The 18,049-nt window shown below is 67.5% G+C and carries 11 protein-coding genes; 4 read left to right on the top strand and 7 right to left on the bottom strand.

Annotated elements, in window-relative coordinates; all coding sequences use genetic code 11:
• Positions 1–55 precede the first annotated feature (55 nt).
• Together ASF80_RS08870 and ASF80_RS08865 are read left to right on the top strand one after the other, a co-directional pair.
• Positions 56–679, top strand: a complete 624-nt coding sequence (locus tag ASF80_RS08870; RefSeq protein ID WP_082488246.1) for a CDP-alcohol phosphatidyltransferase family protein — start codon at positions 56–58, stop codon at positions 677–679.
• 170 nt (positions 680–849) lie between these two features.
• Positions 850–3,396 (top strand): right-handed parallel beta-helix repeat-containing protein, encoded by a 2,547-nt coding sequence (locus ASF80_RS08865; protein ID WP_157521011.1) that lies wholly within the window; start codon positions 850–852, stop codon positions 3,394–3,396.
• 573 nt (positions 3,397–3,969) lie between these two features.
• On the opposite strand, the gene ASF80_RS08860 is transcribed toward ASF80_RS08865, so the two are convergent.
• The 7 genes from ASF80_RS08860 to ASF80_RS08830 form a co-directional block, all read right to left on the bottom strand.
• Positions 3,970–8,682, bottom strand: coding sequence for a LamG domain-containing protein (locus ASF80_RS08860; RefSeq protein WP_162239124.1), 4,713 nt, complete (start codon positions 8,680–8,682; stop codon positions 3,970–3,972).
• Between the two features lie 62 nt (positions 8,683–8,744).
• A complete protein-coding gene (locus ASF80_RS08855) occupies positions 8,745–9,362 on the bottom strand; it encodes a DUF4352 domain-containing protein (protein WP_056309948.1) in 618 nt (205 codons plus the stop codon).
• A 188-nt stretch (positions 9,363–9,550) separates the two neighbouring features.
• Complete coding sequence (locus ASF80_RS08850) at positions 9,551–10,690, bottom strand: glycosyltransferase family 4 protein (RefSeq protein ID WP_056309947.1); 1,140 nt, start codon at positions 10,688–10,690, stop codon at positions 9,551–9,553.
• Between the two features lies 1 nt (position 10,691).
• Positions 10,692–11,579: a hypothetical protein gene (locus tag ASF80_RS08845; protein WP_235559917.1), complete on the bottom strand. Its 888-nt coding sequence runs from the start codon at positions 11,577–11,579 to the stop codon at positions 10,692–10,694.
• Between the two features lie 2 nt (positions 11,580–11,581).
• Entirely contained in the window at positions 11,582–12,697 is a 1,116-nt protein-coding gene (locus ASF80_RS08840; protein WP_056309945.1) for a Gfo/Idh/MocA family protein, read from the bottom strand.
• Positions 12,694–13,842 (bottom strand): DUF1972 domain-containing protein, encoded by a 1,149-nt coding sequence (locus tag ASF80_RS08835; RefSeq protein WP_056309943.1) that lies wholly within the window; start codon positions 13,840–13,842, stop codon positions 12,694–12,696. The genes ASF80_RS08840 and ASF80_RS08835 overlap by 4 nt, the downstream gene beginning before the upstream one ends.
• Positions 13,843–13,940: 98 nt before the next feature.
• Positions 13,941–15,473 (bottom strand): sugar transferase, encoded by a 1,533-nt coding sequence (locus tag ASF80_RS08830; protein WP_056309941.1) that lies wholly within the window; start codon positions 15,471–15,473, stop codon positions 13,941–13,943.
• Between the two features lie 353 nt (positions 15,474–15,826).
• Here ASF80_RS08830 and ASF80_RS08825 point away from each other — a divergent pair, with 353 nt between their 5' ends.
• Together ASF80_RS08825 and ASF80_RS08820 are read left to right on the top strand one after the other, a co-directional pair.
• Complete coding sequence (locus ASF80_RS08825) at positions 15,827–16,957, top strand: low temperature requirement protein A (protein ID WP_056309939.1); 1,131 nt, start codon at positions 15,827–15,829, stop codon at positions 16,955–16,957.
• Positions 16,958–17,059: 102 nt separating this feature from the next.
• The gene (locus ASF80_RS08820) at positions 17,060–18,043 is read left to right on the top strand and encodes an intradiol ring-cleavage dioxygenase (protein WP_056309937.1); all 984 of its coding nucleotides are present in this window, start codon (positions 17,060–17,062) and stop codon (positions 18,041–18,043) included.
• The last annotated feature ends 6 nt before the right edge of the window (positions 18,044–18,049 follow it).

Below are 18,049 nucleotides of genomic sequence, written 5' to 3'. Positions count from 1 at the left end.
GCAGAAGGGACGGGCCCGTGGGGCCCCCGCCTACTCGGTCTTCATCAATCGCCCGGTGGGGCGTGTGATCGCGGCGGGGGCGTACACGGTCGGCCTCGTGCCGAACCAGGTCTCCCTGATCAGCGCGGCGTTCACCTTCACGGGCATCGTCCTGCTGGCCACGGTGCCTCCGTCGATCGTCCTCGGCATCGTCGTCTGGCTGCTGCTCGCGATCGGCTATGCCTGGGACAGCGCAGACGGTCAGGTCGCCCGTCTGCGCGGCGGGGGATCCCTCGCGGGCGAATGGCTCGACCACGTCCTCGATTCGACGAAGCTGGTCGCGCTCCCGCTCGCGGTGACGATCGGCTGGTACCGGTTCTTCCCGCTGCCGTCGGACCTCTGGCTCCTGGTGCCGCTCGGGTTCGCGGTCATCTCGACGGTCACTTTCTTCGGGATGATCCTCAACGATCTCCTCAAGGGCAAACGCGGTGTGCCGCAGGCGGCGGAGTCCGGCGGGTTCTCGCTCGTCCGTTCTCTCCTCGGACTTCCGACCGACTACGGAGTCCTGTGCTTCGCGTTCGTGCTGTGGGGCTGGCCGCCCGCATTCATGCTGGTATATAGCCTTCTCGCACTCGCCGCGGCGCTGTACTTGGGCGCCGCGCTCGCCATATGGTTCCGAAAGATGTCTGCGCTCGGCTGACCGGAAGGCCGACCGATCGCTGACAGTTATCCAATCGATATCAGCAAATCCTCAGGAACTGTCCAGGAGATTCAGGCTATGGTCTATCATCATCCGCCACCGAAGTTGGATGTCGACGCTGCCTACCCGACCCTGCAGTGACGAGAAGCACATCGGAGAGCCTCCCCCTCATGCGTAAACGTACCCTCCCCCTGATCGCATCCTTATCCGCACTGTTACTCCCGTTCGCCGTGGTGACCCCCGCCGCGGCGGACACCACCGACGAAGTCCTGGTCCAGGACTCCATGGACCGCACAGTCTCGGCGGGCCTCGGCGCGTCTGCCGACGGCGTCACCTACGACGCGTCCCCGGCCACCGCGGTCTCCGTGGCGAACGGCTCGGCGAAGCTGAACGCCGCCGCCCCCGGGGCCACTGTGACCGCGCGTCCGGTAGGCCTGTCCGTCGGCGATTCCACCCAGTCCACGGAGTTCACACTCCCGGCCCTGCCGAAGTCCGGCTCGGGTGTGTACATGAGCCTGCAGTCTCGGCTGACGGCCGACGGCTTCTACCAGACGCAGGTCCGCGTCGACCCGAAGGGCGTGGTGCTCCTCGAGACGCTTCGCGTCAACGCCGGCGTGCAGACGTCGCTCGGCTATTCCTGGGTTCCCGAGCTCCGCGTCAAGGCGGGAGTTCCGTTCGTCCTCGAGACCCGACTCGCGGGCACTGACAAGGTCACGATCGATGCGCGCGTCACCGCCGTCGGAGCCAAGCCCACGACGTGGAAGCTGTCGGTCGCGGATCGCTCCACCAAGCGTCTCGCGGCAGACGGCCGCACGGGCGTGCGGCTCTACGTCTCGCGCAGCACCCCGGCGCTTCCTGTCCTGTTCGACGATCTTCGCGTGACGTCGCCGGAAGAGGTGGCTCCGCCTACCACCCCGCCGACGACTCCGACCGTGCCGACCACTCCTACGGTGCCGACGACTCCGACGGTGCCGACCACTCCGACGGTGCCGACCACTCCGACCACGCCCACGACGCCGCCTGCCGGTGGGGCGCCCGCGTGGAACGTGACCGGTGCGCGCACCTCGGCGGGTTCTGCGCTCGTCGGGACCACCAGCTATGCGGTTCCTTCGGGAGCGCTGTTCGTCAGCGCCGGGGCAGCGACGACCGGAACGGGCACATCGGCGGCTCCGTTCGCCACGGTGCAGTCCGCGGTCGACCGCGCAGCATCCGGCTCGACTCTCGTGCTCCGCGCCGGGACGTATCACGAGTCCGTCGTGATCCCTGCGGGCAAGAAGATCACGATCCAGTCGTATCCCGGCGAAGCGGTCTGGTTCGACGGCGCATCGACGCTGAAGAACTGGCAGGCGTCCGGCGGCAGCTGGTTCAGTCCTGACTGGAAGTACGACTTCGATTCGACGCCGTCCTTCACCAAGGGCGAGGCCGACGGCACGGCCGCCGGATGGCGCTGGCTGAACGCCGAGCATCCGATGGCGGCTCACCCTGAGCAGGTCTGGATCGACGGCGTCCCGCAGGTCGAGGTGTCGACGCTTGCCGGGCTGAAGGCGGGAACGTTCTTCACGGATGTCGCGAACGACCGCCTCTATCTCGGCAGCGACCCCGCAGGACACTCCGTCCAGACCTCCACTCTCACCAAGGCGCTCTCGCTCCGCGGTGAGGGAGCGGTCGTCCGCGGGATCGGCATCCGCAACTACGCGACCTCCGTGTGGATGATGGGTGCTGTGACCGTCGAGGCGCCGAAGGCGACGATCGAGAACGTCGTGATCTACGACACCGCCTCGACCGGACTCTTCGTCGGTGCCTCGAATGCGACGGTTCGCGATGTGACCCTGGCACGCAACGGCCTCATGGGTCTCGGAGCCAACTACGCGGATGCGCTCGTGATCGACGATCTTCTCGCGGTCGAGAACAATGCGGAGCACTTCAACACGTCGCCCGTCTCTGGTGGCGTGAAGATCGCCAAATCGCGCGGTGTCACCGTCACCGATTCGGCGCTGCTCCGCAACGACGGACCCGGGCTGTGGCTCGATCAGTCGGTGTACGACGTGCGCATCACCGGTTCGGACTTCATCGAGAACAAGGGCGCCGGTGCGTTCCTCGAGCTGTCGCAGAAGATCGACTTCGTCAACAACCTCGTGCTGCGCAACGTGGGCAACGGCGTCAAGATCAACAACACCGGTGGCGTGAACCTGTGGAACAACACGATCATCGGCGGCGACCGCGCCGTGAACATCGTGCAGGACAGCCGCAGCTCGACGGATGCGTCCGTGCCTGGACACAACGCCCGACGTCCGTTCCCCGACTCGACGATGCCGTGGCTGATCCGCGACATCTCGATCGGCAACAACGTCATCGGCGAGAGCGCCGGAAACTGCACGGTCTGCGTCGAGGACTACACGCACCGCTTCACCCCGGCCGAGCTCAACATCGGTTCGGACGGCAATGTGATCCAGCGCAACAGCGCCTCGGCTCCGTCGTGGTTCGTGATCTGGTCCCGGGGCACGGCCAACGTGAACCCGTACGTCTTCACGACCTGGGATGCGTACCGCACCACCACCGGCCAGGACGTGAACTCGACGGCCGTCGAGGGGCGCCCTGCGACGGATGCCTCGGGCAGACTCGTGGCGGGTGTCACGGCATCTGCTCGGAGCCTCCCCGCTCTGGTCGCGACCATCCTCGGATCCGCGACGCCCACGATCGGGGCACGATTCCCCTGATCGAGAGTCGGACGTAGGTGAGGGGCCCGGACGCATATGCGTCCGGGCCCCTCACTGTCTCCACCGCCCTCGGACGGGGCCGGGGTGAGACGAGGGAGCGGTTCCGGTGCATCGGAGCCGGACCGATGGCGTGATGGGCGGCGTGCCCGGGGTTCTGACACGCGCGTGAGTCGGCAATACAGCGAGCGTGTGCTCGAATCCTGCCCGCTCCGCCCGCCGGGCTCCGCAGTCTGCGCCATGCCGCCTGGCGCATGCGCGGGGCTCTGCAACCAGTGCCGGCAGCGCGAGGACGGGTCTCGATGAACCCGCGTAGGCCCGAGGTACGCCGCAGGGGGAGAACCCCTGGGCGCTGGGCGCTGGGCTCAGCGGTCTTCGCTCAGGACTCCTCGCGCTTGGCGCTGGGCGCAGGGCGCTTGGCACTGGGCTGTCGGCTGTGGGCTCTGGGCTCTGGGCTCTTGGCCGTGGGTTCAGGCACCGGGCGCCCGGCTTCAGGATCCAGGAGGCACCGGGGATCCCTGTGAAACCCAGAAGGGCCGAGGCGGTGAACGCCTCGGCCCTTCATGTCTGTGCTGACTACTGCGCGGGGCCCGCCCAGAAGTCGTCGTACGTGTAGACGACCGGGACAGCCGTCGCGCTCGACGACAGGTAGCTGTTGACGCCCACGTAGCCGGCGGTCTGCAGCGAGGCCGTGGCATCCGTCGTCGTGAGAGTCCACGCCGTCGGTTCCGTGGTCGCTGTGCGCCAGACCTTGGCCTTGAGCGTCGTCGGGTTCGTTCCGGTCACCTGGAACTTGACGCTCAGCTGGTCGGCGGTCGTGATCGTGAGTCCGGGAACTGTCGTCGACGACAGGACCGTCTCGACTCCGGCGATCGTCTTCGTCAGCCAGAGCGACACGACGCCGTTCGAGGCCACCCGGAACTTCGCGCGGTAGTCGTTGGCGTTGTCGATCTGCCGTCCGAGAGCGGAGAAGTAGAACCCGCCGCCCGTCGAAGGCTGGTTGAACGCCACCGTGAACCGCTCTTCGGTGTTCGTCGACGGCGTCGAGCCGGCGAGCGATGCCGAGTAGTTGTTCCCGGCCGACAGGGTGACCGTGCCTCCCGTGCCGTTGACGGCGAACTTGCTGAGCGCCGTCGCACTGCTCGGGAACATCGTCCACGCGCCGCCGGTGGTGGTGGCGGTGCCCCAGCCGTTGGTGCCGGTCCTGGTGAAGGCGTCCTGAGCCCAGACCTGCGGAGCTGCGACCGTGACCGACTTGGTCGTGGTGGCTGTCGCCCCGCGATCGTCCGTCACCGTCAGGGTCACGGTGAACGTGCCCCCGGCCGCGTAGGTGTGGGAGGACGTCGCCCCGGAGCCGGTGCCGCCGTCTCCGAAGTCCCAGGCGTATGCCGAGACCGTTCCGTCCGCGTCCGTGGAGCCCGTGGCGTCCACGCCCACGACCAGATTCGCCACCGAGGTGGTGAAGGCCGCGACCGGAGCCTGGTTCGGCGCGACTGCGACGTCGTGGGTCAGCGTCGAGGTGCCGCCCCTGTTGTCGGTCACGGTGAGCTTCACGGTGTACGTCCCGGCGGCCGCGTAGGTGTGCGAGGTCGTCGCTCCCGTGCCCGTCGCGCCGTCTCCGTACTCCCACGCGTAGGACGCGATGGTTCCGTCTGGATCCGTCGAGCTCGTGGCATCCGCGGTCACCGCGAGCTGGTCGATCGCCGTCGTGAATGCCGCCGTCGGCGCCTGGTTCGGCGCCAGCGTCGTGCTGACGGTGCGCGTCTTGGTCGCGGTCGCGCCGTTGTCGTCCGTGACGGTGAGCGTCACGGTGAAGTCCCCGGCCGACGCGTAGGTGTGCGTCGCCGTCGCTCCGGTGCCCGTGGCTCCGTCTCCGAAGTCCCAGGCGTAGGACGCGATCGTGCCGTCCGGGTCGGTCGACGTCGAGCCGTCGAGCGCGACATCCAGGTGATCCGTGGTCGCGGTGATCGCGGCCGTCGGCGCCTGGTTCGGTGCGACGGTCACGGAGCGCGTGAGGGTGTTGACCAGCGAAGTGCTGTCCGTCACCTTCAGTGTGATCGTGTAGGTCCCACCCGCGGCGTAGACGTGCGAAGCCGTCGCGCCGGTCGTGACCGATCCGTCTCCGAAGTTCCACGCATAGGCGAGGGGGCCTCCGTCGGCATCGGTCGAGGTGCTCGCATCGACATCGATCTTCAGCTTGTCCGTCACCGAGGTGAATGCGGCCACCGGGGCGCGTCCCGGCACGGTCCGACCGCTCGCGGCGAAGTGATCGCGCACCCGCTGCTCGGAGACCACCGAGGAGTACACGGCGACCTCGTCGAGCGTTCCGGCGAAGTAGTTGCTGGAGGTGCTGCCCCAGGTCCTGTCGCCACCGATGCGCCAGTACCCGCGGTAGTTCTCGGAGCCCGCCATCGAGTTGCTGCCGACCAGTTGCGTGTCGAGCCACAGCTTCATGCCGTCGGCGCCCTGCGTCGCCACGACGTGGTGCCACTGGCCGTCGTTGTAGGCCGTCGGGGTCACCAGCGTCGTCTGCGGCTGACCGCTTCCGAACTGGAGCTTGCCGTCGTTCTGCATGACGACGTGACGGTCGTACGAGGCGCTCAGCCCGCTGGTCGTGTTCCCGAACCCGATCAGAGTGCCGCCCTTGTTGGTCGTCGTCTTGAACCAGAGCTCGGCGCTGTAGGTGGTGGGTGCCGTCCAGGCTTCCTGTGCGACCACGACGGCGCTGGTGCCGTTGAAGGTCGTCGCCGTGCCCGTGCCGATCGCGGACGCCTGTCCGCGGGTCACGGTTCCGGCGAGGTTTCCGGTCGATCCGCCTGCCGCCGAGTCCACGATCGTTCCTGCCGCGGTCTCGTTGAGGCGCCAGTAGACGTCGGGCTTGTCGGTCGAGACCGCCGCGCCGTAGACGTCCGCCGGAGCCGTGGTCCACGCGGCGGAGCGGCCGCTCGCCAGGTAGTGCGACTGGATGTCGGCGGGCGTCAGCGCGGACGGGTACACCGCCACCTCGTCGATCGTGCCGGCGAGACCCGCGTTGGTCGGCTTGTTGGTGAAGCCGTTCGTCTGGTCTGCGCCGATGCGCCAGTAGCCGTCGTAGATCTTCGGCGAGGTGCGGGCCTGATCGCGGTCCACGCGCTTGCCGTCGACGAAGAGCTGCATGCCCTCGCTGCCCACGGTCCCCACGATGTGGTGCCAGTTGCCGTCGTTCACCGCGGTGCGGCTGTAGACGGTGCGGTAGGACCCGTCGTTGATCGCGAAGTTCGCGCGCCCCGAGGTGTCGAGGTACAGCACGCGGTCGGTGATGCCGGATGTCGACGTTCCCGTCGCGGAGTCGCCGAATCCGACGATGCGTCCGCCCTTCGTGTTGGTCGTCTTCACCCAGGCCTCGACCGTCACCGCGGACGGTGCGGCGCCGACGTCCTGCGTCGTCATCTTGGGCGAACTGCCGCCGGCAGACGTGATCGACGCGTTCGCATCGTTGAGCATGGCGCCGCTCGATCCGAGGGTGAGGCCGGTCGCGGTGCCAGGGGCATTCCCGACGTCGTCGTAGAGACGGGTGCCCGTCGCCTCGTCGAGACGCCAGTAGTGATCGGCTCCGCTCGCGCGCACGGCGGCACGGTATGCCGCGGGAGGCGTGCTCGACACCGTCACGTAGGGCGACCAGGCGCTCCACTGCACGTTGCCGTCGGCATCCTTCGCCCTGACCTGGTAACGCACCTGCGCTCCGGGTGTCTGCCCGCTGTCGGTGATGCTGAGGTTGGGGAGGTTCCAGAAGCGTCCGTCGGTGCGCGTGATCGTCGCGATCTTCACCGACGGGCTGCGGAAGACGTCGTAGGTGATCGTGGCGTTGTCACGGTCCCACACGCTGGTGAACGGGACCCGGACCACACCGGACTCGTTCGAGTAGGGCGCAGGAGTGAGGCCTGCGTTGTAGACGGGGCCGACGGCGTGAGGCGAGACATTCGTCTTGCCGAATCGCACGAGCCCCTGCTGGGCCACGTTGTTGACCTTCGGGAACTCGCCGCCGAGAACGACGTAGTTCGCGTTGCCCGTGACCGACCAGGCCGCCTGGCGCGCGCTGGTGTAGGTGCCGAACTCGAGGTCGGGGTACCAGTTCAGCTGCTCCGTGTACGGAAGTCCGGTGAAGTCCCATCCGTAGGCGTCCTTCTTCGTGATGACGCCCGTCGGTGTCGTGCTCTCGGCGATCGCCTTCGTCCAGCGCGAGCGCGGGTTGGTGTCGCCGAAGGCTCCCACCACGCTGCAGTCGTGCTTGTGGGAGACCGAGTAGAGGACGCCACTCTGCGGGAAGCTCGCGTAGGTGTCGCCGAGGCAGTCGTTCAGCCAGTTGATCGACCCCGTGTACGGATCCACCGCGAAGGTGCCCTCGAACGATGCCCCTGCGCCGAATGCGTAACCGGTGCCGTAGACCTGCGTGCCGTCGGTGCTGAGGCTCGAGATCGCGCCGTTGAGACCGGCGGTCTTGATCCGATCCGTGGCAGCCCACGGGAGGGGCGTGCCGGTGGCCGCGTCGATCGACGCCATGCCGTAGGCACTCGCACCGTTGAGGGTCGTGAACGACCCGCCGATGATGATGCGCGAGGCATCGGGCGTCGTCACCATGTCCCAGACGAATCCGTCGCCGGCCGCAGACGGCGCCCAGGACGTGAGCGACTTGGTCGTGGTGTTCCAGGCGGCGAGCTCGCTGCGCGGCTGCCCGCCGCTGGAGCGGAAGTTGCCGCCGACGTACACCGTGTCGCCGGAGAACGCGAAGCCTCTGACCTGTCCGTCGGTGCGGGGTGCCCAGTCGAGCATCGCGCCGGTGGCGACGTCGAACGCCGCGACGTGCGCGCGGGCCTGGCCGTCGACGGCGGTGAAGTCCCCGCCGAAGTACACGGTCTTGCCGTCGGGGGTGACCCGGACGACGAGGCCCTGACCGTCGAAGGAGTGGCTGAAGTTCGGAACGGGGTTTCCCGTGGTGATGTCGAACGCGAACACGTTGTTCGCATCGATCTCGCCGGCGCCGCCGACGGCGACCCCCGGCGGACGTGCCTTGCTGAAGCTGCCTGTGACGTACACCGTGTTGCCGGCGACGACCTGGCTCCACACGACGCCGTTGATCTGCCAGGTGGGCAGGACGTCGGCGGTGACGGTGTCGGGCTGACCCGGTGTGTCGGCGCTCGCCGACTGCGCGGGAAGAGCGACGAAGGCGATGGTGGCCAGTGCCGTCGCCGCGACGGCGAATGCGGCGATCACGCGGCGGAGACGGTCTGCTCCGCGGGCGGTGCGTGTCATGGAGGTTCCTCGGTTCGAGAAGCGGTCAGATCGGGTGGTCGCGGACGAGCTCGAGACGGACATCAGTCGAGCCCTCCGCGGAAGACGGCGGATGAGTGGTCTCCGTCGAAGTCGACGACGACGGTGACGGCGTCACGCGCATCGGCAGGGAGAGCGTACGCGTAGGTCGCGGTGGCGCTGGCTCCCGCGGCGAGCACGCCGGAGAAGTCGATGACGTCTGCCTCGGCGGCGTACACGCGTACGGCCGTCGCGCCGTCGGCGTCGAGCAGGGTGAGTACCGACGTGCCGAGATCGATCGCATCGGAGGAGCCGTTGTCGATCGTGATCGTCAGCCGGGCGTACTCGCGGTCCGGGAAGCTTCCCGGACCCTGCGCGGTCTCTTTGCCGAACGAGACCTCGTCGATGCGGACGGTGACTCCGTCGCTGTACGACACGGTCCCTGAGGTGTCGACCGGTTCGGCCTTCACCGTCGGCGTGGTCGACTGCCCGGCGCGTTCGATCTTCGCGACCGGCGAGTCCGGATCGGACGATCCTGAATTCGCTGACGGCGAGGTGCCCGCCGTCGGGTCAGGAGCGGGAGTCGACGACGTCGTCGCCGTCGGTTCCGCTCCGCTCGGCGGTTCGTCACCGCCGCTGCAGGCGACCAGGCTCACGCAGAGCGCGAGGGCCGCGATGGACATGCATGTACGCGCAATCACCATGATTGTCGATTCCCCAGATTCCCCAATCAGGGTTGCCGACGACGACCCGTTCAGAACGAGTCGATCGGCTAGCGTCATCCCCAAATGACACTGTCCCCAGTGAGCGCGATCCTATCATGTCCACCGGATGGGGGACAAGAGCCCTGTGGGCAGACTTCGATGGACCTTCAGCGGCGCAGTGCGGCGAGGATTCCGTCGGAGTAGCGCGAGGTCGAGAAGGCCTCGGCGACCGCAGAGGAATCCGCGACCGCGAGCTGAGCCTGGGCCGGCCAGTCATCGATCTTCGCGGCGATCGCGGACGCCAGTTCGCTCGCGTCTCCCGGCGGCACCAGCGTTGCGCTCTGCGACGCGCTGACGGCTTCGGGAAGGCCGCCGACCTCGCTCACCACCGCCGGGCGCGCGGCGAGTGCGGCTTCGACGGCGGTGTTCCCGAAGGTCTCGTCGACCAGCGAGGTCATCACGGCGATGTCGCTCCGTGAGAGGTCTTCCCACACCGACGGCTTGAAACCGAGGAAGGACACACGGTCGCCCAGACCATGGCGCTCGACCTGCGCATGCAGTTCGTCGAGGTACGCCTCGTTGCCGGGGAAGACCGCGCCGACGACGTCGAGGCTGACGTCCCGACCGTCCCGGACGAGGGCATCGAGCGCATCGATCGCCACGTGCACGCCCTTGCGGTGCGACAGGCGGCCGACATACAGCAGCCGGGTCGGCGGGGTGAGCGGAACGCGCGGAGGCACGACCTTCTCCGGGCCGGCGACAGCGTTGTGCACGACGACCGTGCGGTCGCGCACCTGCGGTGCAGCCGATGCCAGGACGCGTCGCGTGAAGGCGCTGTTCGCGATCACGCGGTGCGTGAAGGCGAGAGGCAGGTACAGGGCGCGACGCACGACCCCGGCGACGGACCCCTCTCCCTCATGCACGTGGCATACCGTCAGGCGTCTGCTGAGGCGGCCGAGGAGGATCCACAGCGGGGGAGTGATCGTGTTGACGATCACCGCGCCGGGATCGACCCGACGGATGAGCCTGAGTCCTGGGCCGACGGATCGGATCGATGTGATGACCAGATCCACCAGTCCGCGGGGGTTGAGAAGGCCTTTGCGCACCACCGGTGTCATGCACTCGACGACCTCGGCGCCTGCTCCCTCGAGCAGCGGCACGAGAGGGCCCGTGTGCGGCACCGTCACGACCACCCTCCGGCCGGCGCCGACGAGGGCGCGGACGGTCTCGAGCACCATCCGATCGGAGCCGTACAGGTCGGCGCCGGGGTTGGCGATCAGGACCGTGTTCGCGTCACCCTTCGGCATGTCAGCGCTGGGGCCAGTACTCGTCCACGAGGCTCACCGTGGACGCGATGTTCGCGCGGCTCGATGCGCCGAAGACGATCGACTCGAGATTCGGCAGCGAGGTCACCCACTCGATGGCCTCGCGCGGCGGGATCGCACCACTGGCGTACACCGACATCGCGACCGCGCGGAACGGACGCTTCTCCATCGCATCCCGATAGGCGTCGACGCCGCCCGACATGCGGAAACCGAGCTTGTTGATGTTCGAGCACACGATCGGGTTCTCGACCCCGGCTTTGTCGAGGTCGTCGAGCAGTCGCGGCAGGTTCATCGTGATGAACCCCGGCTCGGCGTTGTAGCGCTTGCGCACGTGATCGGCGAAGATGCGGAACGCGTCGGTGAAGCCCAGGCCCGAGAGCAGGTCGACCACGACGTTCTGCAGCCAGATGACCGGGGTGTTCAGACCCTCGAACATCTTCATCTCGGCATCGATGAGCAGCGTGGTGACGCCCTCGATGTCCTTGCGGGCGAGCGACGAGGTGCCGCGGGCGATGCTGTCGAGCAGTCCCTCTTCGGGCAGGAACTTGCGGATGGCGCCGAGGAAGCCGTCTTCCGTCACCGCGTTCGCGTACTTGTGCGCGTATGGCATGCAGGGGAAGAAGGTCATGTCGGCGTAGCGGTCGGGGTGGGCCCTGACATGGTCGGTGACCTCGGCGATCCGATCGTGGGTGGTGCACATGAACGTGTGCACACCCTCGTCGTAGGCGGCGTCGAGCACGCTCATGATCGCCTCGGTGTCCTGGAACCGCATCTGCTGCGCGCGGGCCTTCTCCTCCGACATGTGGTTGACGCCGAAGAACTGGTTGTCGCCGAACAGCAGGCGGTCCATGGTGCGAGTGGATGTCGTCATGGTCATTTCCCTCCACGCAGAGCGCTCAGCGCTGCCGCGATACGCCCCTTCGGTGCCGTCTGCACGGCGAGATCGGATGCTGCTTCGGCGGTGAGACGCGAGTCCTCGCGCACCGCATCCTCGCTGATCATCGAGATCACCCTGTCGGTGACCGCAGCCGATGCGAAGTCGTTCGTCCCGGCCGATGCGCCGGCCTGGGCTCGCTGCACGAACGAGTCCAGCTGTGCGCTGTACTCCTCGCCACGCAGGTAGAACCAGGGTGCCTCGGTGAGGTCCGTGGTGTATCGGACGTTCCAGCCGACGCGGTATCCCTCGGGAATCGTGGCGGTGTCGCGCAGGTAGACGTGGATCTCCTGGCGATCTGCGTAGATCCGTCCGTTGGTGCCCCAGAGGGTGATCTTCGTCGTCATCTTGCGCTGCGACTCGTCCGACCAGTTCGAGATGATCTGCGCGGTGCCGTCGGGGTAGTGCAGGGTGCTCGCCACGGCGTCGTCGATCTGCGCGGAGAAGATGCTGGTCAGCTGGCTGCCGCTGACCGACTCCGGCGTGCCGAGGTACCAGGTGAGGAGGTTGAGCGGGTGGGCCGCGTAGTCGTAGAGGCAGCCTCCACCGGTGGCGCGCTCGCTGCGCCAGGTGCGACCGGCCGGCTTGAGCACGACGGGACCGTATGCCTCGGCGAGCGCCGTGTTCACGGTGCCGATCGCGTCGAGGTCGAGCAGACGCTTGACCTCGAGGAAGGCGCCGACGAACCGGTTGTGGTAGCCGACCTGGGTGACGAGGCCCTTCTGCTCGGCCAGCGCCGTGAGCTCGACGCTGTCGGCGGGGTCGATCACGAGCGGCTTCTCGCAGAACACGTGGATGCCGCGCTGCAGTGCATTGCGGATCATCCCCGCGTGCAGGTGGGTCGGCGTCGCGATGATGATCGCCTGCGGACGGGCCTCGTCGAGCATCTTGTCGAGGTCTTTATAAGTCTTGACCCCGGTGTACTTCGCCAGGATGTCGAGCAGATACCCCGTGGCATCGCACACCCCCACGAGGTTCACGTCGGGGTGCGCCTTGATCATCGACAGATGGGACAACCCCATCTTCCCGAGTCCGACCACTGCCACATCGATCATGCGTTTACCCCTGTCTGCTGCTGTGCGTGCCCCCGCCGCGCGAGCGCGGTGCGAAGGGCCTGTTCGTACTCGGCGCCGATCTTGGCCCACGTGAACTCCGCACGGAACCGGTCGCGGCTGGCGGCGCCCATGCGCCGTCTTCTGGTGTCATCGGAGAGCACGTCATCGAGCAGGCCGGCGAGATCGTCGGCTCCGGTGAAGTAGGCGTTGTCGGGTCCCGCGACCCAGGTGTTGTACGGGTTGTCGTGGGCGATGACGGCGTTGCCGGCACCCATGGCCTCGACCAGTGACGGGTTGGTGCCGCCCACCGTGTGCCCGTGGAGGTAGAGGGCGGAGTGGAACCGCAGCGACTGGATGCGGTCGGGTTCGAAGATCGACCCGGGGAAGATCACCTCATCGGATGCCGCGGCGCGGACGGCCACGTGATACGGATCGTCGTCTCCGTAGGGGCCGACCACGACCAGCGGCATGCCGCGTTCGGTCGCGGACCACGCCTGGACGATCTCGAGCACCGAGTTCTCGGGGATCGGCCGGCACACGATCATCGCGTAGTCGTCGGGGGTGAGCCCGAGCTCTTCGACCGGAGCCGTCGGGGCGTCGAGCACCTCGTGCGCGCCATAGGTGATCGTCTGCACGCGGCGAGAGCCGAAGTGCCGCCGCAGGTACGTGGCGATCACGGGGTGGTCGGCGATCAGCACGTCGCCGACCCAGCCGGCGAGCCGCTCGTTGGCCAGCAGGATTCCCTGCTTGACGACGCCCCAGCGCTTGCGGGTCCACTCCATGCCGTCCATGTTGATGACGTTCGGGATTCGGCGGAGCCTCGGGATGATGTCGAACACGCCGGTGTTGTAGCCGAAAGTGAGCCAGACGTCTCCGTCTACGTGCTCGCGCATCGCGTGACGGATGGTCGTGAGGTCGAACGCCGACGTGCCCTTCCAGCCCTCGCGGGGCTCGTGCACGAGGACCCTCTGCAGGCCGTTCCACTCGTCGACCGTCGTCGGCCCGTCGCCGGGAAGCTGGCAGTAGACGATCACATTCCAGCCTTGATCGCGCAGGTACAGACCGACGTTCTCGGCGGCCGTCTCGAAGCCGCCGTATGCGGCCGGAACACCGTGGGTGCCGAGGATCCGGACGGTTGATGGCACGTTGATTTCCCCCTCATTTCGGATGCTCCCGCACCCATTTCACTGCATGTCGGTCCCGCATCCGCCTCCCCGGCGGACCGAACCACAGTGTTCTGTGACTAGTATGCCCCGCTGGGCTGCACCATGACCTTGGCAGTTCGCCACATGATCTGCAGGTCGTTCATCACGGACCAGTTCTCGACGTAGCGCAGGTCGAGGCGCACGCTCTCGTCCCACGAGAGGTCGCTGCGGCCGGAGACCTGCCACAGACCCGTGATGCCCGGCTTGATGTACAGGCGGCGGAAGACCGTGCCGTCATATGCCGTGACCTCGGAGGGCAGCGGCGGACGAGGTCCCACGACGCTCATGTCGCCGATGAGGACGTTCCAGAACTGCGGCAGCTCGTCGAGCGACAGCTTGCGCAGGATCCTGCCGACCCGGGTGACCCGGGGATCGTCCTTCATCTTGAACAGGAGGCCCGCACCCTGGTTCTGCTCCTTGAGCGCTGCGAGCTGCTGCTCGGCATCGGTCTTCATGGAGCGGAACTTCATGATCTTGAAGGTGCGTCCGTCGCGTCCGACGCGCTCCTGGGAGAAGAACAGCGGCCCAGGGGAGTCGAGCTTGACGAGCAGCGCGAGGATCGGTGTGATCAGCGCGATCGGGATGAGCGCGATGGAGGCGACAGCGATGTCGAGTGCGCGCTTGAGCACGTGCTGACCACCCTCGTACGAGGGGATCTGCACCTGGATGAGCGGAAGTCCTTCGACCGGCGCGAACGAGATGCGCGGGCCGGCGACGTCGGTGAGGCGGCTCGAGAGCACGAGCTCTGCGGCCGTGCCTTCGAGCTGCCAGCTCAGGTGCTTCACGAAGTCGGGGTCGCCGTCAGGGCGGCTCGCGACGATGATCGTGTCGGCGCCGAGCTCTGCCGCGACCGTCGAGACCGAGTTCACGTTGCCGAGCACCGGGAAGTGCGCGTCCGCGACCTCGACGTCACGGGCGTTGCCGTCGAGAAGCGTGGCACCCACGACCTGGTAGCCGGAGGCGCCGATCGGGTGCAGGGTGCGGATGACGTACTCGACGTCGTCCCTGTTGCCGACGACCAGCGTGCGGGAGGCGAACCGCCCCCGCGCACGCTGAGCCGTCAGCCAGTGCCGCCACGCCCATCGCGTGACGAGCAGTGTGAGAACACCGAGCGGCAGGCCGACGAGCAGCAGGAGCTGCATCGTCTGCCAGCCGAGCACGACGCCGAGCATGGCGATGATCCCGAACGCCAGCCCGCTGGCGTGGGCCACGCCGCGGTACTCGGTGGCGCTGGCACGGAACAGCGCTGCATCACGTGTATGCAGAGCGCTGAGCATCAGATACCAGAGCGTGGCCAGCAGAATGCCGTTGCGCAGGGCCTCTTCCCCCGCGACACCCGTCATCAGCTGGACCGCTGCTGTGATCCCGACCGCGAACAGGATGACCCCGGCATCCGTGATCCGCAGTCTCATCCGATAGCGCCGCTCCCACTGGCGGCGCCTCTCCAGCGTTGCGGACACGCGCGGTGTGACCACCGTGTGCGTGACCGACTTTGCGGCTCGCGGTGCAGCGACCGGCGTGAAGACCGAACCCGCGCGAGTGATGCTCAGGGCATCCTCGACGGAAGTCATGCCGAGGCTCCTTGAGCCGTGTATGTACGCAGAAATCCCCAGTGCGCCATTGTTTTCCCCAGTGTTTCCCCAGACCACGGACCCCACGTCCATGGCATCGTCTGCATCCCGACCCCTCGGGTTCCTGCTGCATCCGTGATCCCACATCACGGGTTGCGATCACCGTCCCACACGGTGGTGCTGGCAGCAGGCACTCCAGACTTCGTTCACTCTAGCGGAACCGGACGTTCAGCGGAAGATAATTCACACGAGTGGACGAACCGATATTCCGATACGCGCGCTCCACCCCGGAATCACGCCGATATTCTGACCGCGTGACCACAACTTCCGCACCTCGATTCCACCTGAGCCGCATGCTGCCGCGCGACCCCGCGCAGCCGCATCGCGCGGCCAGCACGCTCGAGCTCTTCTTCGATCTGGTGTTCGTCGTCGCCGTGAGCATCGCGTCTGCGCAGCTGCACCACGCGCTGAGCCACGGCGACTTCGTGCACGGCATCACCTCTTACGCGATGGTCTTCTTCGCGCTGTGGTGGGCGTGGATGAACTTCACGTGGTTCGCCACCTCGTTCGACACCGACGACTGGCTGTACCGCGTCACCACGATCGTGCAGATGGGCGGGGTGCTCGTCTTCGCCTCCGGGATCCCCGCCGCATTCGAGCACGGCGACTTCACCGTGCCGGTCCTCGGCTACATCGTGATGCGCATCGCGATGGTCGCGCAGTGGCTCCGGGCGTCGCGAGGTGCGGGGGAGCTGCGGTCGGCGACGCGCCGGTACGCCTTCGGGATCGCCGCGGTGCAGGTGCTGTGGATCCTGTTCCTGCTCATCCCGGCCGGCGCCGCGCAGCTCGTCGCCTTCGTGGTGTTCGCGCTGATCGAGGTCAGTGTGCCGGTGTTCGCCGAGTATCGGAGGCAGACGCCGTGGCACCCGCATCACATCACCGAGCGGTACGGGCTCTTCACGCTGATCGTGCTGGGTGAGAGCCTGCTCGCGTCGGCGAACGCGATCATCGACGCAAGCCATGAGCTGGAGTCGTTCGTTCCCCTCATCTCCATCTCCGTTCTGACCCTCGCCGTGACGGCATCGCTGTGGTGGATCTACTTCTGGCCGCCGCACCACCGGGCGATCACGACGTTCGGCCGCTCGCTCCGCTACGGCTACACGCACTATGTGGTGTTCGGCGCCGCAGCCGCGTTCTCGGCGGGCATCGAGGTCGAGCTCGACGTCCTCACCGGTGAGAGCCACCTGTCGAGCGTCGTCGCCTCCTACACCGTGACGATCCCGATCGCGATCTTCCTGCTCGGGATCTGGTGGATCGCGATCCGCGAGAACGCCGACCGCGTCGCGAACACCGCGATCCCGATCGGCGCCGTCGTCGTGCTTCTCGACCCGATCCTGCCGATCCCGATCGCCATCACCGCACTGGTCCTCGTCGCGATCGTCGTCGTGCTCGTGCTGCATCCGCCCGTCGACAAAAGGTCATAGTTTTCACATAGGCGAGGCATAGCTCGCTGATCGGCTCCTCCGTGACCATGGGTACATCGACAACCGCATCGACATCCCGAACCCACCGAGAGGAGCACGATCATGAGCCGCATCCCCGAACCCGTCCAGACCCCTGAGGGCCCCACCTACGAAGGGCGGCTGCTCGACCGGGTCGACGAGGAGGTCGTCGATCAGGGCGCCGCCTTCGACATCCGCACCCTCGTGACCCGTCGCGGCGTGCTCGGTCTCGCGGGTCTCGGCGTCGGCGCGGTCGTCCTGGCCGCCTGCGCCCCCGCTGCGACCGGCACATCGAGCACGAGCAGCAGCGACCCCACGGCGACGACAGAGAGCGACGCGTCGACCGGCACCGCGACAGCGGCGGGGGAGATCCCCGACGAGACAGCCGGACCCTACCCCGGAGACGGCTCCAACGGTCCCGACGTGCTCGAGGAGTCCGGCATCGTTCGCCAGGACATCACGACCTCGATCGACGGCTCGGCCACGGCCGACGGCGTCCCGCTCACCTTCGAGTTCGAGGTTCTCGACATGGCGAACGGTGGAGTGCCCTTCGCGGGTGTGGCCGTCTACGCCTGGCACTGCACCGCTCAGGGGGAGTACTCGATGTACTCCTCGGGGCTCGAGGACGTCACGTATCTGCGCGGCGTGCAGGTGGCGGATGCCGACGGCAAGGTCTCGTTCTCGTCGATCTTCCCCGGGTGCTACTCGGGACGCTGGCCGCACATCCACTTCGAGGTGTATCCGGACGTCGACTCGATCACCGACTCCGCCAACGCGATCGCCACCTCGCAGATGGCGCTCCCCGAAGATGCGTGTGCTGCGGTGTACGCGGACTCCCGCTACGACGGCTCCGCGCAGAACCTGTCGCAGACGAGCCTCTCCGGAGACAACGTCTTCGGCGACGACTCCGCGGCCCTGCAGCTGCCCACCATCACGGGAGACGTGGCCGGCGGCTACTCGACCACCCTCGTGGTCGGCGTCGACACGACGACCACACCCACCGCAGGCTCCGCCCCCTCGGGTGGCGACGGCGGCCCCGGCGGCGGCGGTCAGCCGCCGTCCGACTGACGCTCT

Source organism: Microbacterium sp. Leaf159 (assembly GCF_001423615.1).
Lineage (GTDB): Bacteria > Actinomycetota > Actinomycetes > Actinomycetales > Microbacteriaceae > Microbacterium.
This window is presented reverse-complemented; position numbering and strand designations above follow the sequence as displayed.

Bases quoted from the DNA above. Each gene is read 5' to 3' on its own strand.
- ASF80_RS08860 (WP_162239124.1), bottom strand. From the start codon at position 8,682: ATGACACGCACCGCCCGCGGAGCAGACCGTCTCCGCCGCGTGATCGCC.
- ASF80_RS08825 (WP_056309939.1), top strand. From the start codon at position 15,827: ATGCTGCCGCGCGACCCCGCGCAGCCGCATCGCGCGGCCAGCACGCTC.
- ASF80_RS08865 (WP_157521011.1), top strand. From the start codon at position 850: ATGCGTAAACGTACCCTCCCCCTGATCGCATCCTTATCCGCACTGTTA.
- ASF80_RS08840 (WP_056309945.1), bottom strand. From the start codon at position 12,697: ATGATCGATGTGGCAGTGGTCGGACTCGGGAAGATGGGGTTGTCCCAT.
- ASF80_RS08855 (WP_056309948.1), bottom strand. From the start codon at position 9,362: ATGTCCATCGCGGCCCTCGCGCTCTGCGTGAGCCTGGTCGCCTGCAGC.
- ASF80_RS08830 (WP_056309941.1), bottom strand. From the start codon at position 15,473: ATGACTTCCGTCGAGGATGCCCTGAGCATCACTCGCGCGGGTTCGGTC.
- ASF80_RS08845 (WP_235559917.1), bottom strand. From the start codon at position 11,579: ATGACGACATCCACTCGCACCATGGACCGCCTGCTGTTCGGCGACAAC.
- ASF80_RS08820 (WP_056309937.1), top strand. From the start codon at position 17,060: ATGAGCCGCATCCCCGAACCCGTCCAGACCCCTGAGGGCCCCACCTAC.
- ASF80_RS08850 (WP_056309947.1), bottom strand. From the start codon at position 10,690: ATGCCGAAGGGTGACGCGAACACGGTCCTGATCGCCAACCCCGGCGCC.